Origin of the sequence: Deefgea piscis (genome assembly GCF_019665785.1) — a bacterium.
Classification (GTDB): Bacteria; Pseudomonadota; Gammaproteobacteria; order Burkholderiales; family Chitinibacteraceae; genus Deefgea.
Window position 1 is genome coordinate 2,831,496 of record NZ_CP081149.1, and the last position, 15,456, is coordinate 2,846,951.

Genomic DNA, 15,456 nt, shown 5'->3' on the forward strand with positions numbered 1-15,456 from the left:
ACGTGAAAAAGCCCGCAGGAATGCGGGCTTGAGGGGTGTTTGCTGCTACTTAGTGCCGGACGTTGCCAGACACGGGATCATTCCCACTCAATCGTTGCTGGTGGTTTGCCAGATACATCGTAAACCACGCGATTGATGCCTTTTACTTCGTTGATGATGCGGTTAGAGACTTTACCTAACAAATCGTAAGGTAATTCAGCCCATTTGGCAGTCATAAAGTCGCTAGTAACCACGGCGCGCAGGGCCACAACGTAGTCGTAAGTGCGACCGTCGCCCATTACGCCAACTGATTTAACTGGCAAGAACACCACAAACGCTTGGCTTGTTTTAGCGTACCAACCGGCGGCGCGAAGTTCTTCGATAAAGATCGCATCAGCGTAACGCAATAAATCAGCGAATTCTTTTTTCACTTCGCCCAAGATACGCACGCCAAGGCCTGGGCCTGGGAATGGATGACGGTAAACCAGCTCTGGCGCAAGGCCAAGCGCTACACCCAGTTCACGCACTTCATCTTTAAACAATTCGCGCAGTGGTTCAAGAAGGCTGAGCTTCATGGTTTCTGGCAAGCCGCCCACATTGTGATGGCTCTTGATCGCATGTGCTTTACCGGTTTTGGCGCCGGCCGATTCGATCACGTCAGGATAAATCGTGCCTTGTGCTAACCATTTAGCGCTTGGCAATTTGGCCGATTCAGCTTGGAATACTTCAACGAATTCGCGGCCAATGATTTTGCGCTTGGCTTCTGGGTCAGTAACGCCTGCCAAGTGGCCCATAAATTGTTCTGAAGCATCGACATGGATCACTTTAACGCCTAAATGCTCGGCGAAGGTTTCCATGACTTGTTTGCCTTCGTTTAAACGCAGCAAACCGTTATCCACAAACACGCAAGTCAGTTGATCGCCAATCGCGCGGTGAATCAATGCTGCAGCAACCGATGAATCAACGCCGCCAGACAAACCCAAAATCACTTCATCAGAACCAACTTGTTCGCGGATTTTGGCCACGGCTTGGTCGATGTAGTTGGGCATAGTCCAGCTCGGTTGCGAGCCACAAATATCGAGCACGAAATGATTAATCATTTCGCGGCCCTTGAGCGTGTGCGTTACTTCTGGATGGTATTGGACCGCGTAGAAATTGCGCGTTACATCGGCCATCGCGGCGATTGGGCAAGACGCGTTGCTGGCGATCACTTCAAAGCCGGCTGGCATTGCCGTCACTTTGTCACCGTGGCTCATCCACACTTCAAGGCAAGTTTTGTCACCGTGAACGCGGTCTGACAAACCTTTAAATAATGGGTTGGCTGCGTTGACTTCGATTTCTGCAAAGCCAAATTCGCGCACCGTGCCAGCTTCAACTTTACCGCCCAAGCTTTGCGCCATCCATTGCATGCCGTAGCAAATGCCCATCACCGGAATGCCAAGCTCAAACAAAGCTGGGTCAGCTTGGTAATCAGACTCGTAAACCGAGTTAGGGCCGCCGGACAAAATAATGCCCTTCGGATTAAATTCTTTAATAAAGTCGAGCGACACATCAAACGAATGCAGTTCGCAATACACATGCGCTTCGCGCACACGACGGGCAATCAGCTGCGTAACTTGTGAGCCGAAATCAAGAATGAGAATCTTATCCATATCGAATTGTCCAATGGTGTGCGGGAAAACGCGGCATTTTACCAGCATTTAATACTTCCTTCCCAAGCTCTTTATCAATTGGGCGCTGGACTGCAAAAATACCTGTATTTTTGCCGCTATTGAGGCTTAAAACCGTGCTTCAAACCTGAATAGCGGCATCGTGACGACAAAAATAGTGGAGAAATCGGCGCCTGATGCCAAAACTGCAGGCGCACGCTGGCAGACGATTAATTCAGCGCCGGCGTTTTACGCACTGATTGCAGTAATTCATCAAGAGCGGCCATGCCTGCGGGTGCGTTGGCATGGTTAATCATCGCCGCCACTGCCCATGTTTTGCCTTGTGCATCGCGGATATAGCCCGCAACCGCACGCACGTCTTTGAGCGTGCCGGTTTTAATGTGCCCTTGCCCGGCATTGAGCTCGTCTTTGAGCCGTTTTTTCATCGTGCCATCTAGGCCAACAATCGGTAATGAGGCGATAAATTCAGCCGCCAATGGCGACTGCCATGCGTCTTTCAGCAGCTCTGCCAAATGTCGGGCGCTTATTTGCTCTTTACGCGATAAACCGGCGCCATTTTCGAGTACCAATTCTTTGTAATTGAAACCCTTGTTTTGCAACCAGCGCGTAATCACCGCATTGGCGCGCACGGCGCTATATGCGCCGTCTTGTGGCAAGCCTTGCACTGCGCCCAGCGTTAAATACAATTGCCGCGCCATCATATTGTTACTGTATTTATTAATATCGCGAATGGTATTAGTGAGCGAGTCAGACTGGCTGCTAGCGAGTAACACGCTCGAGTTTGGCGTCGTGCCCAGCTGCATTTTGCCGCTGATTTTGCCACCCGCTTCTAGCCATAAATTACGAAACAACTGATAGGTATAGGTCGGTGCATCAAATACCGACATATATTTGTCGCCAATACACCCAGCAGGTACTTCACCGACCAATTGCAGCATCAATTGCGGCGTAGCTTGCCCAAGCCGAAATTGCACGCGTTTTTGCCACGCATCGCAACTGCCGCCTGCCGCGATCGCCAATTGATTACTCAGGCGCACTTCTGGCCAATCGGGCTCGGCCGACACCCGAACACGTTCGCCATCACTACGAATACGTAAGCGAATAGATTTAAAGTTAGTCAGTAAAGCATCAGGTTTAACCATAAACGGTCGATCACTGGCCTCGCCATCATCGTCAAACGCCGGTTCTTTTTCATCGATGACAAAAGCACTGCGATCGAGCACGATATCACCGCGAATGTCATCTACCCCAGCGGCTTTTAAATCGCGCACCAATAACCACATACGCTCAAGCGTTAGCTTTGGGTCTCCCGAGCCTTTTAAATACACCGAGCCTTCTAAGACGCCATTTTTATTCGGCAAAGCATTGGCACGCAACTCGGTACGCCATTGCCATGCAGGCCCTAATAATTCCAAGCCAGCGTAGGTGGTGATTAATTTCATCGTTGAGGCTGGATTGGATGGCACATCTGCCCGATACAATTGCGCCTGCCCCGCGCCATCGAGCGGTAGCATCGCAATCGAAATCGCATCGGCTGGAATTTTGGCCGCTTTTAAAGCATTGCTCACGCCAAGCGGTAATGCCTGCATTGTTGTTTTTTCTGCTGCCCAGCTACTACCCATAACCAAGGCCAGCAAAGTGATCCATTTTTTCAACATGAAATTCCTGTTAACTCATAAAAGAAACAAGGCTTGGTGCCCAAGCCATTCGGGCTGATGTCAAAACGAAGCCCAGCTTGGGATATTTAAATCGACTCAGGCGCTGCAGTAGCGCCACTTTGCCGCGCTTGCCAAGCCGCTAAATCGAGCCGATATTGCTGCAGCTCTTCGGTATACACATCAAAAATGCAGGGATAGCAGCCACTAGTGCAACACGCCTCAAGTGGCGGTTCAATCGGCGCTTCAGGCTTTGGATCGTGGTTTTCTGGTAATGCTTCAGGCGGATTCATCGTCATTTCATCTATCGCATCTGTTAGAATGTCGCTATGAGCTATCAAGTACTAGCCCGTAAGTGGCGACCAAAAACTTTTGCCCAATTGGTCGGGCAAGAACACGTGATTAAAGCGCTGGCAAATGCGTTTGCCTCCGAGCGCTTGCATCATGCCTATTTGCTCACCGGCACTCGTGGTGTGGGTAAAACCACCATTGCCCGGATTATGGCCAAAGCGCTCAATTGCGAAACCGGCATTACGTCTGAGCCTTGCGGTGTTTGCTCAGCGTGTACGCAAATTGATGCGGGGCGTTTTGTCGATCTACTTGAAATCGACGCAGCGTCCAACACCGGCATCGATAATATTCGCGAAGTTTTGGACAACGCGCAGTATGCACCGACAGCGGGCCGTTTCAAAGTTTACATTATCGACGAAGTGCACATGCTCTCCAAGTCGGCATTCAATGCCATGCTAAAAACACTCGAAGAGCCGCCTAGCCACGTTAAATTTATTCTGGCAACGACCGATCCGCAAAAAGTACCCATTACGGTACTGAGCCGTTGTCTGCAGTTTTCATTACGACAAATGACGCCGCAGCAAGTCACTGGCCATTTGCATCAAGTATTACAAGCCGAGCAGATCGAATTTGAGCCACTGGCACTCAATCTTATCGGCCACGCCGCCAGCGGCTCGATGCGCGACGGTTTGTCTTTGCTCGACCAAGCCATCGCCTACGGCGCGGGTAAAGTTGAAGAAGCCGGTGTGCGCGCCATGCTCGGTGCTGTGGATCAAAGCTATTTATTTGATTTACTCACGGCACTGGTTGCCAAAGACGGCAGCACCTTACTTAAAACCGCCGATGCCATTGCCGAGCGAGGACTCTCGTATGAGGCCGCTTTGCATGAATTAGCCTCTTTATTACAACAGATTGCGCTAGTGCAAGCCGTGCCTAATGCGCTGGCGGATGATTTACCACTACGCGAGCAAATTGTCGCCGCAGCGCAAGTGATTTCTCCCGAAGACATCCAGCTGTATTACCAAATCGCGCTGCATGGGCGACGCGATTTACCGCTAGCGCCAGATGAATACGCCGGCTTTACGATGACGATTTTGCGGATGCTGGCGTTTGCACCGAGCAGCGCAGGCCATACGGCGTTGCCAGCCAGCAGTAATCCCCCTGCTGCACCGAGTGCGCCAGCGCCAACAAGTCAAACCTCAACGAATCAAGTACCAAGTAATCCAGCGCCAAACAATCTTGCATCGAGCAAGCCTGCCCCCGGCAGCGCCCCAGCTCGCAATGAATCACCGCCTTGGCAGCAAGATGCCGCGCCAGCGGCCATGTCGATGCCAGCTCCGACGCCCGCTCGCGCCAGTGCGCCTGTTAAGCCGGCTCAATTTAATGGTGATTGGCGGGCACTGGTGGTGCACCTCAAGTTGGGTCAGGCAGGTATGCTCGCGCAGCACTCAGAGCTACTCAGCTACAGCGATATACAGTTCAATATTAAAGTTGAAGAAGTGCATCGCAGTGTGGCAACGCGCGATTACCAAGAAAAATTACGCAGCGCGCTAAGCGAGCATTTTGGTCGCGATATCGCACTCAATGTACAAATTGGCGAAGTACAAACTGAAACGCCTGCCGATATTCATTACCGTGAAAAGCAAGAGCGCCAAGATCAAGCCGTTGCGGCGATCAATAACGATCCTTTCGTGCAAACGATGGTGAAAGAATTTGGCGCAAGTATTGCATTGGACTCAATCAAACCCATTTAAAAAAAATCAGCCAGCGAAATAAAGATAGGCCGCGAGCTAATCTTTAAGCCCCATCTTTTCGCTGGCAGCTTTTCTCTTCATGATTAAAAAGGAAATCTTATGTTTGGTGGTAAAGGCGGAATGGCTGGCTTGATGAAACAAGCGCAGCAAATGCAAGAGAATATGAAAAAAGCGCAAGACGAATTGGCCAACGTCGAAGTTGAAGGTCAATCTGGCGCTGGCATGGTTAAAATCACCATGACCTGCAGCAACGTCGTTCGCCGCGTTGCCATTGACGACAGCCTATTGTCGGACGACAAAGACATGCTCGAAGACTTGATCGCTGCTGCATTTAATGATGCACTGCGCAAAGTAGAAGCCACCAGTCAAGCCAAAATGGGCGGTTTTACCGCCGGCATGCAATTGCCACCCGGCTTTAAAATGCCATTTTAATGGGCTCACATCGCCATATCGTCGCGCGCAAGTGGTGATCAATGGCGAGATTTAGTCGTGATACTAGGCAGCACCTCAGGCGTTATCTCTACGAGATAACGCCTTACTAATACCAAAACTTGTTTTCCACGCCATAACAAAACCCGTGGTATTGCTATTTAGGCACCGACCACAAACGCCACCAGAGCAATACCTATGCCTATCCCTGCCTCATTACAAAATCTAATTGATGCATTGCGCGTTTTACCCGGCGTTGGCCCCAAATCGGCAGCGCGGATGGCGTTTCATTTGGTGCAGCGCGATCAAATCGGCGCGTCGGACTTAGCCCATGCGCTAGAAAACGCCTTGGGGACGCTGAAGCATTGTCGGCATTGCAATACCTTTACCGAGGCTGAAACCTGCGACATCTGCTTGGATGAGCAACGCAATCATGCGCAATTATGCGTCATCGAAATGCCAACCGATCTCATGTCGATCGAGCAAACTCGTAGTTATGAAGGATTGTATTTTGTCTTAATGGGCCGTTTAAGCCCGCTCGATGGCATAGGCCCACACGATATTGCACTCAAACAATTACTCGAGCGCGCCAGTGATGGCCAAGTGAGCGAAGTGATTTTGGCGACCAATTTCACCACCGAAGGCGAAGCCACCGCGCATTATGTCGCTGAAATGCTGCGCGCGCGCGGTCTAAAAGTCAGCCGTATTGCCCGCGGATTACCAGTAGGTGGTGAGCTAGAACATGTTGACCCCGGCACCTTGGCGCAAGCACTGATCGAGCGCCGTGGCTTATAAGCGCTAAGCGCTTACCGAGAGCGATGGCGCAGTGTCCACCACTCCCTCACCCCCAGCGGTATAGCTAGTTGTCTCAGTCGATTGGGCTAAATCACCCGGTGCATCTTCTAGCGCGCCCTCAACTTCGCGAATCGCTGCGCGGGCTTTTTTTTCGTCTTCGGCCGTTTTGGTTTCTAGGCCAATTAACACCTTAATTCGACCCAATAACGCTTTAGCTTCATGCAAAAACTGTTGATCTTCCGCGCACACCCCGCCCTTGCTGCTTGCCAAGCTCGCTTGCGCAGTCACTTGTGACAAGACTGCTTTAGCTAACTGATCGGCTTCTGCGGTACTTTGCGCTGCGGCATCGGCGGTGGTTTTTTCAACAGAGGATTCTGCCGCTTTTTCCGCGCCCTGCCCCTCACCAGCTGTTAAGGCCAAGCCCTGACTAACGTCCCCCACGTCACCACCGCCTCCGCCGCCATAAGCGCGAACGGCGGCAGCTAATTCTTTAGCCAAGCGAATCGCCGCAGCTGGGTTACCTTTACCCACCACAGCAAATTTCATCATCATATCGAGCTGCATTTTTAGCTCAGCAATTCTTTGTTTGGCCGCATTTTTACGCGAACGACTCATCGACTCTGGCCATGCGGATATTTTTGTCAGCGCTTCTTGTTGCCAAATTGGCGTGGTTTTGGCTTTGCTTTGCTCATCAACATCATTGCGAATCAAGGCTTTGAAATTAAATGAAGGATTAATTTGCATCAGTAACTCCTGCGGCGACCGGCAAAATCTTGAGGCGTAATCAATACACTCGCTCAGTAATACGTTAAAAACTCAAGCTTGAGCCAGACAAAATCCCGTCAGGCAATTCATTTTTACTTGTGGTTTATATCGGCAATTTAAGGCAGCAATTCAATTTTTAAACATAAAAAAACGCCACCCTTAGGTGACGTTTTTAAGTGGATTTAGCGTAGATTAATCTCGGCTGCTGCCGGTGAACGCCATAATGATATTGAGCAAGCTAACAAAAATATTGTACACATTCAGGTACAACCTTAATGTGGCGCTGATGTAATTGGTTTCACCACCATTCACGATACGGCTCACATCGTACAAGATATACCCAGAGAAAATCATGATTACGACAGCAGAAATCGCCAATGACAAAGCAGGAATCGCAAAGAAAATATTGGCTACCGCCGCCAATAAGACAATCACCATGCCGATAAACAAGAATTTACCCATAAAGGAAAAGTCTTTTTTCGTCACCGTTGCGATGGTCGCCAAGGTAAAGAAAATCGCGCCAGTGCCAATTGCCGCCATACCAATCATTTCTGGACCATTGCTAAACTTCATAGCCATTTGCAAAATTTGGCTGAGCCACAAACCCATAAAGCCAGTCCAGCCCAACAAAATAAACACGCCAGCACTGCTTTCTTTGGTTTTTTCGATGGCATAAAACGCCCCGAAACTCACCAACATAAATAAGCCAAAGCCTAAAAAGCCGCTCATACGGAACTGCATAGACATACCAAGCAAGGCGCCTGCTGCGGTTGGCAACATCGTCAATGCTAATAAAAAGTAGGTATTACGCAGCACTTGGTTGCGTTCTGCCGACAAGGCGCTATTGCCATATGTCGTGGTGTTAGTATTAAAAGATTGCATTTTGAATCTCCTGATTGATCGGTGTCGATACTGTATCACCTGCTAAGAGGGCGGCAAAGACAAAAAGTTTCAAACTTTCACATCGATTATACAAATAATCAATTACATAACATCGGAAACGCCTGCGCTAAATTAGAGACTTCCAACTGATTGGCTTGACCTTGCTGCCAAACCGGAAAATGGCTGCGATCAAACAATGTGGCATAAATGCCAGCGGCAAAGTCACCATAGCGTAAACACGCCGCGCTCACCTCGGTTTCTAATTGCACCGTCTGCACAAACGACAATGCTGCACAGCGTTTTTGCAAAGTCCACGCCAGCCACAAAGACGTTGGTGACGCGCGTTGCACCCGCAGTGCCGCAGCAGCAAGCCAAGCATCATCCAAAGTCGAAAAGTAACTAATGTGGTGTAAAGCATCACTCAAACTACCGTTGGCACAAGCACGTAGCAAATCTTGATGCGCGGCTAAATGTCCTTCAGGCAGCGTTAGCATGGCTTGCTGTGCTGCTTGCGTTAAGTAATCACTCAATACCGCGCGATCTAATTCTGGCTGCCCCTGCCAAGCTAAAGCGCTTAAATCCATCAAAACTTGATGCCGACTTGATTCGGGTAAGGCCCACTGAGCTGCACCACAGTACAGCGCATCACTGGCATTGATTGCCACACCAGACAGCGCTAAAAAAGGGCCAAACCCAGCTAACTCAGCCAGCCAGCGACTCGCCGCCACATCAGGAAACAAACCAATCGCCGTTTCTGGCATCGCCAATTTGCTGCGTTCAGTGACGACTTTATGGCTGGCGGCTGCAAATAAACCCCAACCGCCGCCCATTACAATGCCATGCCCCCACGCCATCACCGGTTTGGCATAGTCACGAATCATTTGGCACAGCAAGTATTCTTCAGCAAAAAAAGCATCACCTTGCGCTAGTTCTCCCGGCAAAGTCATCGCCGCATGCAAGGCTTTTAAATCACCACCAGCGCAAAAGCCACGCTCCCCAGCACCAATCATGACCACTGCAACAATTTGCGCTTGATCACGCCAATCGTTCAACGCGGCACAGATTTGCCGAACCATGCTTAAATTTTGCGCATTAATCCGCTCTGGCGCTGATAAAGCCAAAATACCAATCTGAGAGCCATTGTGGCCGGTCATCAGTCGCACGTGAACTGTCATTCATATATCCTTTTTACTTAAAGCCTTTAATCAGACGTTATAACTCGCACAATCTGATTGAGACTATGCTGAATCCCTAACGTCAACCATTAGGAAAACCGCCATGCTGACAACAATATTCAGCATAACCTTGGCATTATCAGTGGCTTCTGGCAATGATAACGAAGCGCAATGGCAAGCCAGATTGGCAAAAGCGACACAACAAGAAATGCATAATCCATGGGCAGCGGCAGTTACATATTGCTACGCCGCGCGTTTAGGCATTACCGAAGCACAATATCGCTTAGCCATGTTGTATGCTTTTGGCATTGGCGTACCTGAAGACCGCGTTGCTGCAGCCAGCTTATTATCTATTGCCGCCGAACAAGGCCACCAAGAAGCACAAAAAATGCTAGAAACCATTCGCATCACCGGCCATCGTTTGCCGCGCTGTGTTGAAGCCGATGTCGAACCCGAAATGAGCAAACATACCGTCATCAGCAGCAAAATGAATGCCAATCAGCAAGTGGTCGCCAATATTATTAGCAAAATCGCCACTTGGCATGGTGTTGACCCCTCGTTTGCACTGACTATCGCTAAAGTTGAATCGGGGCTCAATAGCAGCGCAGTTTCCCCCAAATCAGCGATGGGCGTAATGCAGCTTATTCCCGAAACTGCTGCGCGGTTTAATGTTAAAGATGTCTTTAATACCAGCCAAAATGTGAAAGGCGGCGTGCGCTATTTACGCTGGCTACTTGATCGCTACCAAGGCAATATCGCCTTAGTGGCAGCCAGTTACAATGCAGGAGAAGGAAAAGTCGATCACTACCGTGGGATTCCGCCCTATCCAGAAACACAGCAATACGTGAAAAAAGTACTGCAACTCTACCCTTTTTCAGTACACCAAACCGCTGCCGATCGCGGGCGCGACATCAATGTGTTTCCAGAACCAGCTAAAAGCAAAAAAATAAAGGTATATCGCTAGACACTTTATTTTTAAAAGCCCAGCTGCATATACCTATGTAGATTAAAAAAGCCATACTGCAAAACCAGCTAACGCGCTTAGCTGAATAGCAAGGCGGCCACCGAGGTGGTTTCGAAGGAAATGTTCAGGATTTGATGTTGATGCTATGCCGCGCGGGTTGAACTGGGCGCGCTCGGCAGGCACTTAAAAACGAGCAGCACCTAATCTGAGCAACGCCGCTTAAATTGCTACCGGCCTAATCTTCGTCTTGATCAAACGCGTCTTCAGTGGCTGCAGCATTGGCTTTTTCAATTTCTTTGCGCTGGCGCTGAGCGTCACCCAAAGCTTGCTCATAGGCATGACGCTGCTCATCGGTCATTTCCGGTTTGAGCATTTCCAGCTCTTTGGCCGCTTGATACGCCGGCATGGGCTGCAATTGAGACACTAACTGAATCAGGGACGAGAACTGCTCTGGGCTGACTGGCATCTGAATCTCCTTGAAAAATAACTAGCAATCTACACCAGGTTCAGCCGCAGACCGACTATTTTCTAGTGGTAAATTGTCACTGGCATGGTAGCTCATCACTAAAGAATACTTGGTTTTTTCGGTGCTATTGCGACTTGCGGCATGAAAAGTGCGCGCATCAAATAACACCACATCGCCGGCGCTCAAGCGTGGGAACTGCGCGTTGGCAATCCACGGCGCAGCATCAGGATGATCGGCGAGCAAAAATTCGCGCTCATCAAAAGCCGCTTCAGGAAGGGTTAAATTTTGCGATCCAGGAATAAACCCCAAGCCGCCATTTTCTGGGTTTTCATCGCCTAAAGCCAACCAGCAAGACACCAATTGCGGCCGACTAAAACGCCAATAGCGTAAATCACGGTGCCATAACGTATCGCTACTAAAGCTCGGCTGCTTGGTCATCAAACTATTGTGATGCACCTGCGTTAAGGTAAGACGCTCGCCGAGCAAAGGCCGCAGCAGCGCCAACAAGCTTGGATTCGTCGCCCATTGCATAAAAATCGGCGAGCGCGCCACCATGCCGCGTAAACGTCGAATCGTCTGCCCGCCTTGCGCATCAATCGAGCTTGGCGCGCCCGGATACGCCAAGCTTGCCTCCAGTTCCAGCGGTTCTTGACGCGCTGCCAGCGCCTGCATGGCCGCATCTCGAATCAAAGCGACTTCAGCCGGCGGTGCAAAGCCGCGTAAAATAACCAATCCTTGCTCAGCAAACGTGGCACGCAAAGCCGATATATCGATCGGATGAGAAAATTCAAGCACCGTATTGCCTTATAAAAGATTCGAAAATTTGGATTGTACTGCAACTCTCGCCGCCATGCGCCCATGGGATTTCACCCAGATTTCAATCCTTAGGCAAAATAATCATCGCTTGCAAACCGCCTTGCGAATGATTGCTTAGCTCTAAAACACCACCGTGAGCCTGAATAATATTGCGCGCGATCCCCAAGCCCAAACCATGCCCTTGATGATTGTGCTGACGGCCATGATCTAGCCGAACATAGGGATCAAACAACGTCGCCAGCGCCTCATCAGGAACGCCCGGGCCATGATCGCGCACCACAATCACTACCTTGCCCACGCCTTCAAGTACCGAAATCTCAACCCGTTCACCGTAAAACAGTGCGTTGTCGATCAAATTACTTAAGGCGCGCTTGAGTGCCAAAGGCTTAACCATTACCCATAAACCGCAGCGGCTATAGGCAATTTCATGCCCTGCCATGCGCGAATCTCTGACCATGCGGCCCAATAAAGCATCTAAGCGAATTCGGGTGCGGTTTTCATGAATATCGCTGTCTTTCACGCTTTGCAAAGCGCCTTTAACCATCATGTCGAGCTCATCGAGGTCTTCATGAAACTCCAACCGCACCGCTTCATCATCGAGCATTTCGGTGCGTAATTTCAGCCGCGTGATGGGGGTGCGTAAATCATGCGAAATCGCGGCAAAGAGTTTTTCACGGTCTTCTAAATAGCGTTGAATTCGCTCGCGCATCGCACCAAACGCATTCGCCGTGCGAATAAATTCTTCGCTGCCTTCGGCTGGTAATGGTGGCGACTCACCCTTACCAAAAGCTTCGGCCGCCTCAGACAGCGCCGCCAATGGCCGGGTAATCCAGCGCACCACCACCCAAGTCAACAGCAAGACCGTAAATAAGGTAATCAATTGCAATAGCCAACGCTCAGGCGGCATCGGATCGCTATTATCCAAAAAATAAGGATCGGGCATTAAGGTGGCCAAATACAGCCAATGCCCTGGCTCGATTTCAGTTTGAATCACCAACACCGGCGCTGGGCGCGGCGCCATCAACAGGGTGTTTTTAATCCAGTGATCAGGCAATTGCGAAACGGTCATCCCATCGCTAGACACTGCCAATTGATTCGGCCAAGCAAACGCCAAACGCAAATCAGTCAATTGCGGTTGTTTTTGTTCAAATATTCGACGTATAACCTGCAAAACCTGATTAGATAAAGGCTGTGCGGCAATACCCTGCACAGGGATCGGGCTGTCATTGACCGTTACAAAAAACCGCGTACCGCCCATTTCGCGCAATTGCTGAATCACCAGCGGCCGATAATTGGGCGGTAAACTTTGAAAAAAATGCACCGCACTCACAGCGCCTAGGGCAATATGATCGGCCGCCGCACTGACCTCTTGCTCGGATTTATTTTGCAAATAATTGGCCCAAATGGCATTGCCAATTAATTGCGACGCCAACACCCCAACCGCCATCACCCACAATAACCGCGCCAATAATCGCGATGGCAAAATATGCTCTAGCCAACGTGGCATGCTCATTAACCGCGCACGCCGCGCCAATTCTCGCAGCCATTGCCACTGCCCTTTAAACATGACTAATGGTCACCTCGGCCGAGAGCACATAACCCGCGCCGCGCACGGTTTTAATGAGATTGGGGTGTTTACCATCGTCTTCTAAGCGTTGCCGTAAGCGGCTCACTTGCACATCGAGCGAGCGATCAAGTGGCCCAGCATCGCGGCCACGCGTTTCTTCGGCCAATTGGCTGCGATCCAAAATCTGCCCGGGATGCTCTAAAAACATTTTTAATAACTGAAAATCTAAGCCTGTGAGCTTAACCACATCCCCATCGGGCGACATTAAATTACGCTCTACCGTATCCAGTGTAAAACCGACAAAACGATAGTAGCGCCCCGTCCCAGAGCCCGTCTCAATACCGGTACGACGATGAATCGCTTTAATGCGCGCCAGTAATTCACGCGGGTTATACGGCTTGGCAATATAATCATCGGCGCCCAATTCAAGGCCGACAATCCGATCGGTTTCATCCGAGCTGGCGGTCAGCATAATAATGGGTACATTGCTATTTTTTCGCACCGTTTGGCATAAAGCAAAGCCATCGGTGTCGGGCAGCATCACGTCTAAAATCACCAAACTAAGCTCGTCTTTATAGCGCTCAAATTCGCTCAAAAATGTTTCGCCATCGGGGGCAAGGCGCACATCATATTGATTGCGCTCCAAATACGCTTTGAGCAGCGTGCGGGTTTTTAAATCATCATCCACAATTAATATCTTACGGCTCATTCCCTGTCCTTTTCCATCGAGCGATCCTTCGCGCCGCGGTATCCGCAGCGTCGATTACTCATCTTTGCGATTAAGTGCTTTGACCATCGCCGCTAAACGCTGCTGCGTTTCGGCGACTGAAATTTTGTCATCTAAATAAAAAGTCTGAATCTGCGCCACGACCACATCTTTAAACGTTTCATCTGCCGCCATTCGATGCACCAAGCTCGGTGCTTGAAACGCGCTGCCGCGCGAAAAAGCGCGCCATGAAGCCTTGCTGCAACGATCCAAACTGCTAATATCGATATCCCGTCGCACTGGAATCGAGCCTTTAATCCGGTTGTAACCGATTTGCACCGCCGGTGACACCATCAATTGTGCAAAACGTTCTTGATTGACTTGCTTGGCATAGTCCCCAGCAAACATCACTAACGTATCAATGCTATAGAGATGAGCGTCATCGGTCTTAGGCACAACGCTACAGGCAAAATCCACGTCCAATACCAAACCTTGCGCCACCAGCTCGCCCTTCATCCAGTCGCCCATCACCAACATCGCCGCTTGCCCGCTAGCAAATTGCTTGGCCACTTCAGTCCACGGCAAATCACCTGTGGTTTTATGCGTATAGGTTTTCCATTCGCGTAAACGATTTAAAGCTTGTGCAAAACGCGGGTCTAAATACGCCTGAGCATTTTTATGCACAAATAAATCCCGATAAAACGCCACATCGCCCTCGGCCAGCACCAGCGTTTCAAATAAAGTGGCCACTTGCCAAGCTTCGCTGCTTTGCGCCAAAGGGGTAATCCCAGCGGCCTGCAATATTAAAGCAATCCGGCGAAAATCGTTAAAATCACGCGGCGGTTTTAATCCCAAGCGATCAAATATTTTTTTGTTGTACAGCAAGGTATTGATGCGATGAATCCCCAAAGGCACCGCCACCGTATGCTGCCGATGCTCGACCAGATTCCACACGGTTGGAAATAACTGGTTTTGCCAACGCACCGCCGCACTATCTAATTCTAAAATCAAGCCCAGCTCAGCCCATTCATTAATCGCCGGACCGATCAACTGCGACACCGCGGGCGGCTTGCCCGATAACACGCGGCTTTTGAGCACCTTCATCGCGCCAACGCCGGCGCCGCCTGGAATCGCCGAGTCACGCCATTCAATATTTTCTTCGGCCATTTTTTGCCGCAAGAAATCCGCCGCCCGCCGCTCATTGGGCGACGTCCACCAATGCAAGACATCGAGCGGCTCAGCCGCATGTAGTGCGCAACTGAGCAGCAACAAAACCAGACTGATGGCAGGGTATTTTATGATTTTCACTATTGATTCAAACACCTGTCGCAATTCTCCATGAATTAAGTCGACTATATCGTAAGCTTCCAAGGAAAAGCGTAATAAAACATTTCTTTTTATGCCGATATGCAATCAGCGTAAACAAGGGGATTACATAGGATAAAGCAGGCTTTGTCAGCATTTTGCTGTTTTTTGGCAATTTTCCTGTGATTTTTTGTAACGTACAAAAAACAAGCCAATGTCATGTAGCCCAACAAATTC

General features: G+C 49.9%; 15 protein-coding genes. 4 read left to right on the forward strand and 11 right to left on the reverse strand.

All coding sequences use genetic code 11. The annotated features are described in order from the left end of the window. Positions 1-77 precede the first annotated feature (77 nt). The 3 genes from guaA to K4H25_RS13215 form a co-directional block, all read right to left on the reverse strand. Positions 78-1,631, reverse strand: coding sequence for a glutamine-hydrolyzing GMP synthase (guaA, locus tag K4H25_RS13205; RefSeq protein WP_221020925.1), 1,554 nt, complete (start codon positions 1,629-1,631; stop codon positions 78-80). 227 nt (positions 1,632-1,858) lie between these two features. After that, positions 1,859-3,307: a D-alanyl-D-alanine carboxypeptidase/D-alanyl-D-alanine endopeptidase gene (gene dacB, locus K4H25_RS13210; protein WP_221020926.1), complete on the reverse strand. Its 1,449-nt coding sequence runs from the start codon at positions 3,305-3,307 to the stop codon at positions 1,859-1,861. An 86-nt stretch (positions 3,308-3,393) separates the two neighbouring features. Beyond that, positions 3,394-3,603 carry an oxidoreductase-like domain-containing protein gene (locus K4H25_RS13215; RefSeq protein WP_255587654.1) on the reverse strand — a complete coding sequence of 70 codons (210 nt, stop codon included), beginning with the start codon at positions 3,601-3,603 and terminating at the stop codon, positions 3,394-3,396. A gap of 30 nt (positions 3,604-3,633) precedes the next feature. Between K4H25_RS13215 and dnaX the strand changes: the two genes are divergently transcribed. The 3 genes from dnaX (at position 3,634) to recR (ending at position 6,573) form a co-directional block, all read left to right on the forward strand. Further along, complete coding sequence (dnaX, locus tag K4H25_RS13220; RefSeq protein ID WP_221020927.1) at positions 3,634-5,349, forward strand: DNA polymerase III subunit gamma/tau; 1,716 nt, start codon at positions 3,634-3,636, stop codon at positions 5,347-5,349. Between the two features lie 99 nt (positions 5,350-5,448). Next, positions 5,449-5,781, forward strand: a complete 333-nt coding sequence (locus K4H25_RS13225; protein WP_173531996.1) for a YbaB/EbfC family nucleoid-associated protein — start codon at positions 5,449-5,451, stop codon at positions 5,779-5,781. Between the two features lie 195 nt (positions 5,782-5,976). Then, the gene (recR, locus tag K4H25_RS13230; RefSeq protein WP_221020928.1) at positions 5,977-6,573 is read left to right on the forward strand and encodes a recombination mediator RecR; all 597 of its coding nucleotides are present in this window, start codon (positions 5,977-5,979) and stop codon (positions 6,571-6,573) included. Between the two features lie 3 nt (positions 6,574-6,576). Here recR and K4H25_RS13235 read toward each other — a convergent pair whose 3' ends face one another. From K4H25_RS13235 to K4H25_RS13245, 3 genes are all read right to left on the reverse strand, one after another. Beyond that, complete coding sequence (locus tag K4H25_RS13235) at positions 6,577-7,317, reverse strand: hypothetical protein (protein WP_221020929.1); 741 nt, start codon at positions 7,315-7,317, stop codon at positions 6,577-6,579. Positions 7,318-7,530: 213 nt separating this feature from the next. Further along, the gene (locus tag K4H25_RS13240; RefSeq protein WP_221020930.1) at positions 7,531-8,220 is read right to left on the reverse strand and encodes a Bax inhibitor-1/YccA family protein; all 690 of its coding nucleotides are present in this window, start codon (positions 8,218-8,220) and stop codon (positions 7,531-7,533) included. Between the two features lie 98 nt (positions 8,221-8,318). Then, positions 8,319-9,395 carry an enoyl-CoA hydratase/isomerase family protein gene (locus tag K4H25_RS13245; RefSeq protein WP_221020931.1) on the reverse strand — a complete coding sequence of 359 codons (1,077 nt, stop codon included), beginning with the start codon at positions 9,393-9,395 and terminating at the stop codon, positions 8,319-8,321. Between the two features lie 103 nt (positions 9,396-9,498). Here K4H25_RS13245 and K4H25_RS13250 point away from each other — a divergent pair, with 103 nt between their 5' ends. Further along, a complete protein-coding gene (locus tag K4H25_RS13250; RefSeq protein ID WP_221020932.1) occupies positions 9,499-10,359 on the forward strand; it encodes a transglycosylase SLT domain-containing protein in 861 nt (286 codons plus the stop codon). Positions 10,360-10,594: 235 nt separating this feature from the next. Here the strand turns inward: K4H25_RS13250 and K4H25_RS13255 are convergent, their stop codons facing one another. The 5 genes from K4H25_RS13255 to K4H25_RS13275 all read right to left on the reverse strand — a co-directional run bounded on the left by K4H25_RS13255 (position 10,595) and on the right by K4H25_RS13275 (position 15,222). Next, the gene (locus tag K4H25_RS13255) at positions 10,595-10,825 is read right to left on the reverse strand and encodes a hypothetical protein (protein ID WP_221020933.1); all 231 of its coding nucleotides are present in this window, start codon (positions 10,823-10,825) and stop codon (positions 10,595-10,597) included. Between the two features lie 21 nt (positions 10,826-10,846). Continuing rightward, entirely contained in the window at positions 10,847-11,620 is a 774-nt protein-coding gene (locus K4H25_RS13260; RefSeq protein ID WP_221020934.1) for a phytanoyl-CoA dioxygenase family protein, read from the reverse strand. Positions 11,621-11,702: 82 nt separating this feature from the next. Further along, positions 11,703-13,208: an ATP-binding protein gene (locus tag K4H25_RS13265; protein WP_255587658.1), complete on the reverse strand. Its 1,506-nt coding sequence runs from the start codon at positions 13,206-13,208 to the stop codon at positions 11,703-11,705. Next, positions 13,201-13,917 carry a response regulator gene (locus K4H25_RS13270; RefSeq protein ID WP_173532006.1) on the reverse strand — a complete coding sequence of 239 codons (717 nt, stop codon included), beginning with the start codon at positions 13,915-13,917 and terminating at the stop codon, positions 13,201-13,203. The genes K4H25_RS13265 and K4H25_RS13270 overlap by 8 nt, the downstream gene beginning before the upstream one ends. A 54-nt stretch (positions 13,918-13,971) precedes the next feature. Next, positions 13,972-15,222 carry an ABC transporter substrate-binding protein gene (locus K4H25_RS13275; RefSeq protein WP_255587659.1) on the reverse strand — a complete coding sequence of 417 codons (1,251 nt, stop codon included), beginning with the start codon at positions 15,220-15,222 and terminating at the stop codon, positions 13,972-13,974. Between the last annotated feature and the right edge of the window lie 234 nt (positions 15,223-15,456).

Coding starts and splice junctions, on each gene's coding strand:
- guaA (WP_221020925.1), bottom strand. CDS start 1,631: ATGGATAAGATTCTCATTCTTGATTTCGGCTCACAAGTTACGCAGCTG.
- dacB (WP_221020926.1), bottom strand. CDS start 3,307: ATGTTGAAAAAATGGATCACTTTGCTGGCCTTGGTTATGGGTAGTAGC.
- K4H25_RS13215 (WP_255587654.1), bottom strand. CDS start 3,603: ATGACGATGAATCCGCCTGAAGCATTACCAGAAAACCACGATCCAAAG.
- dnaX (WP_221020927.1), top strand. CDS start 3,634: ATGAGCTATCAAGTACTAGCCCGTAAGTGGCGACCAAAAACTTTTGCC.
- K4H25_RS13225 (WP_173531996.1), top strand. CDS start 5,449: ATGTTTGGTGGTAAAGGCGGAATGGCTGGCTTGATGAAACAAGCGCAG.
- recR (WP_221020928.1), top strand. CDS start 5,977: ATGCCTATCCCTGCCTCATTACAAAATCTAATTGATGCATTGCGCGTT.
- K4H25_RS13235 (WP_221020929.1), bottom strand. CDS start 7,317: ATGCAAATTAATCCTTCATTTAATTTCAAAGCCTTGATTCGCAATGAT.
- K4H25_RS13240 (WP_221020930.1), bottom strand. CDS start 8,220: ATGCAATCTTTTAATACTAACACCACGACATATGGCAATAGCGCCTTG.
- K4H25_RS13245 (WP_221020931.1), bottom strand. CDS start 9,395: ATGACAGTTCACGTGCGACTGATGACCGGCCACAATGGCTCTCAGATT.
- K4H25_RS13250 (WP_221020932.1), top strand. CDS start 9,499: ATGCTGACAACAATATTCAGCATAACCTTGGCATTATCAGTGGCTTCT.
- K4H25_RS13255 (WP_221020933.1), bottom strand. CDS start 10,825: ATGCCAGTCAGCCCAGAGCAGTTCTCGTCCCTGATTCAGTTAGTGTCT.
- K4H25_RS13265 (WP_255587658.1), bottom strand. CDS start 13,208: ATGTTTAAAGGGCAGTGGCAATGGCTGCGAGAATTGGCGCGGCGTGCG.
- K4H25_RS13270 (WP_173532006.1), bottom strand. CDS start 13,917: ATGAGCCGTAAGATATTAATTGTGGATGATGATTTAAAAACCCGCACG.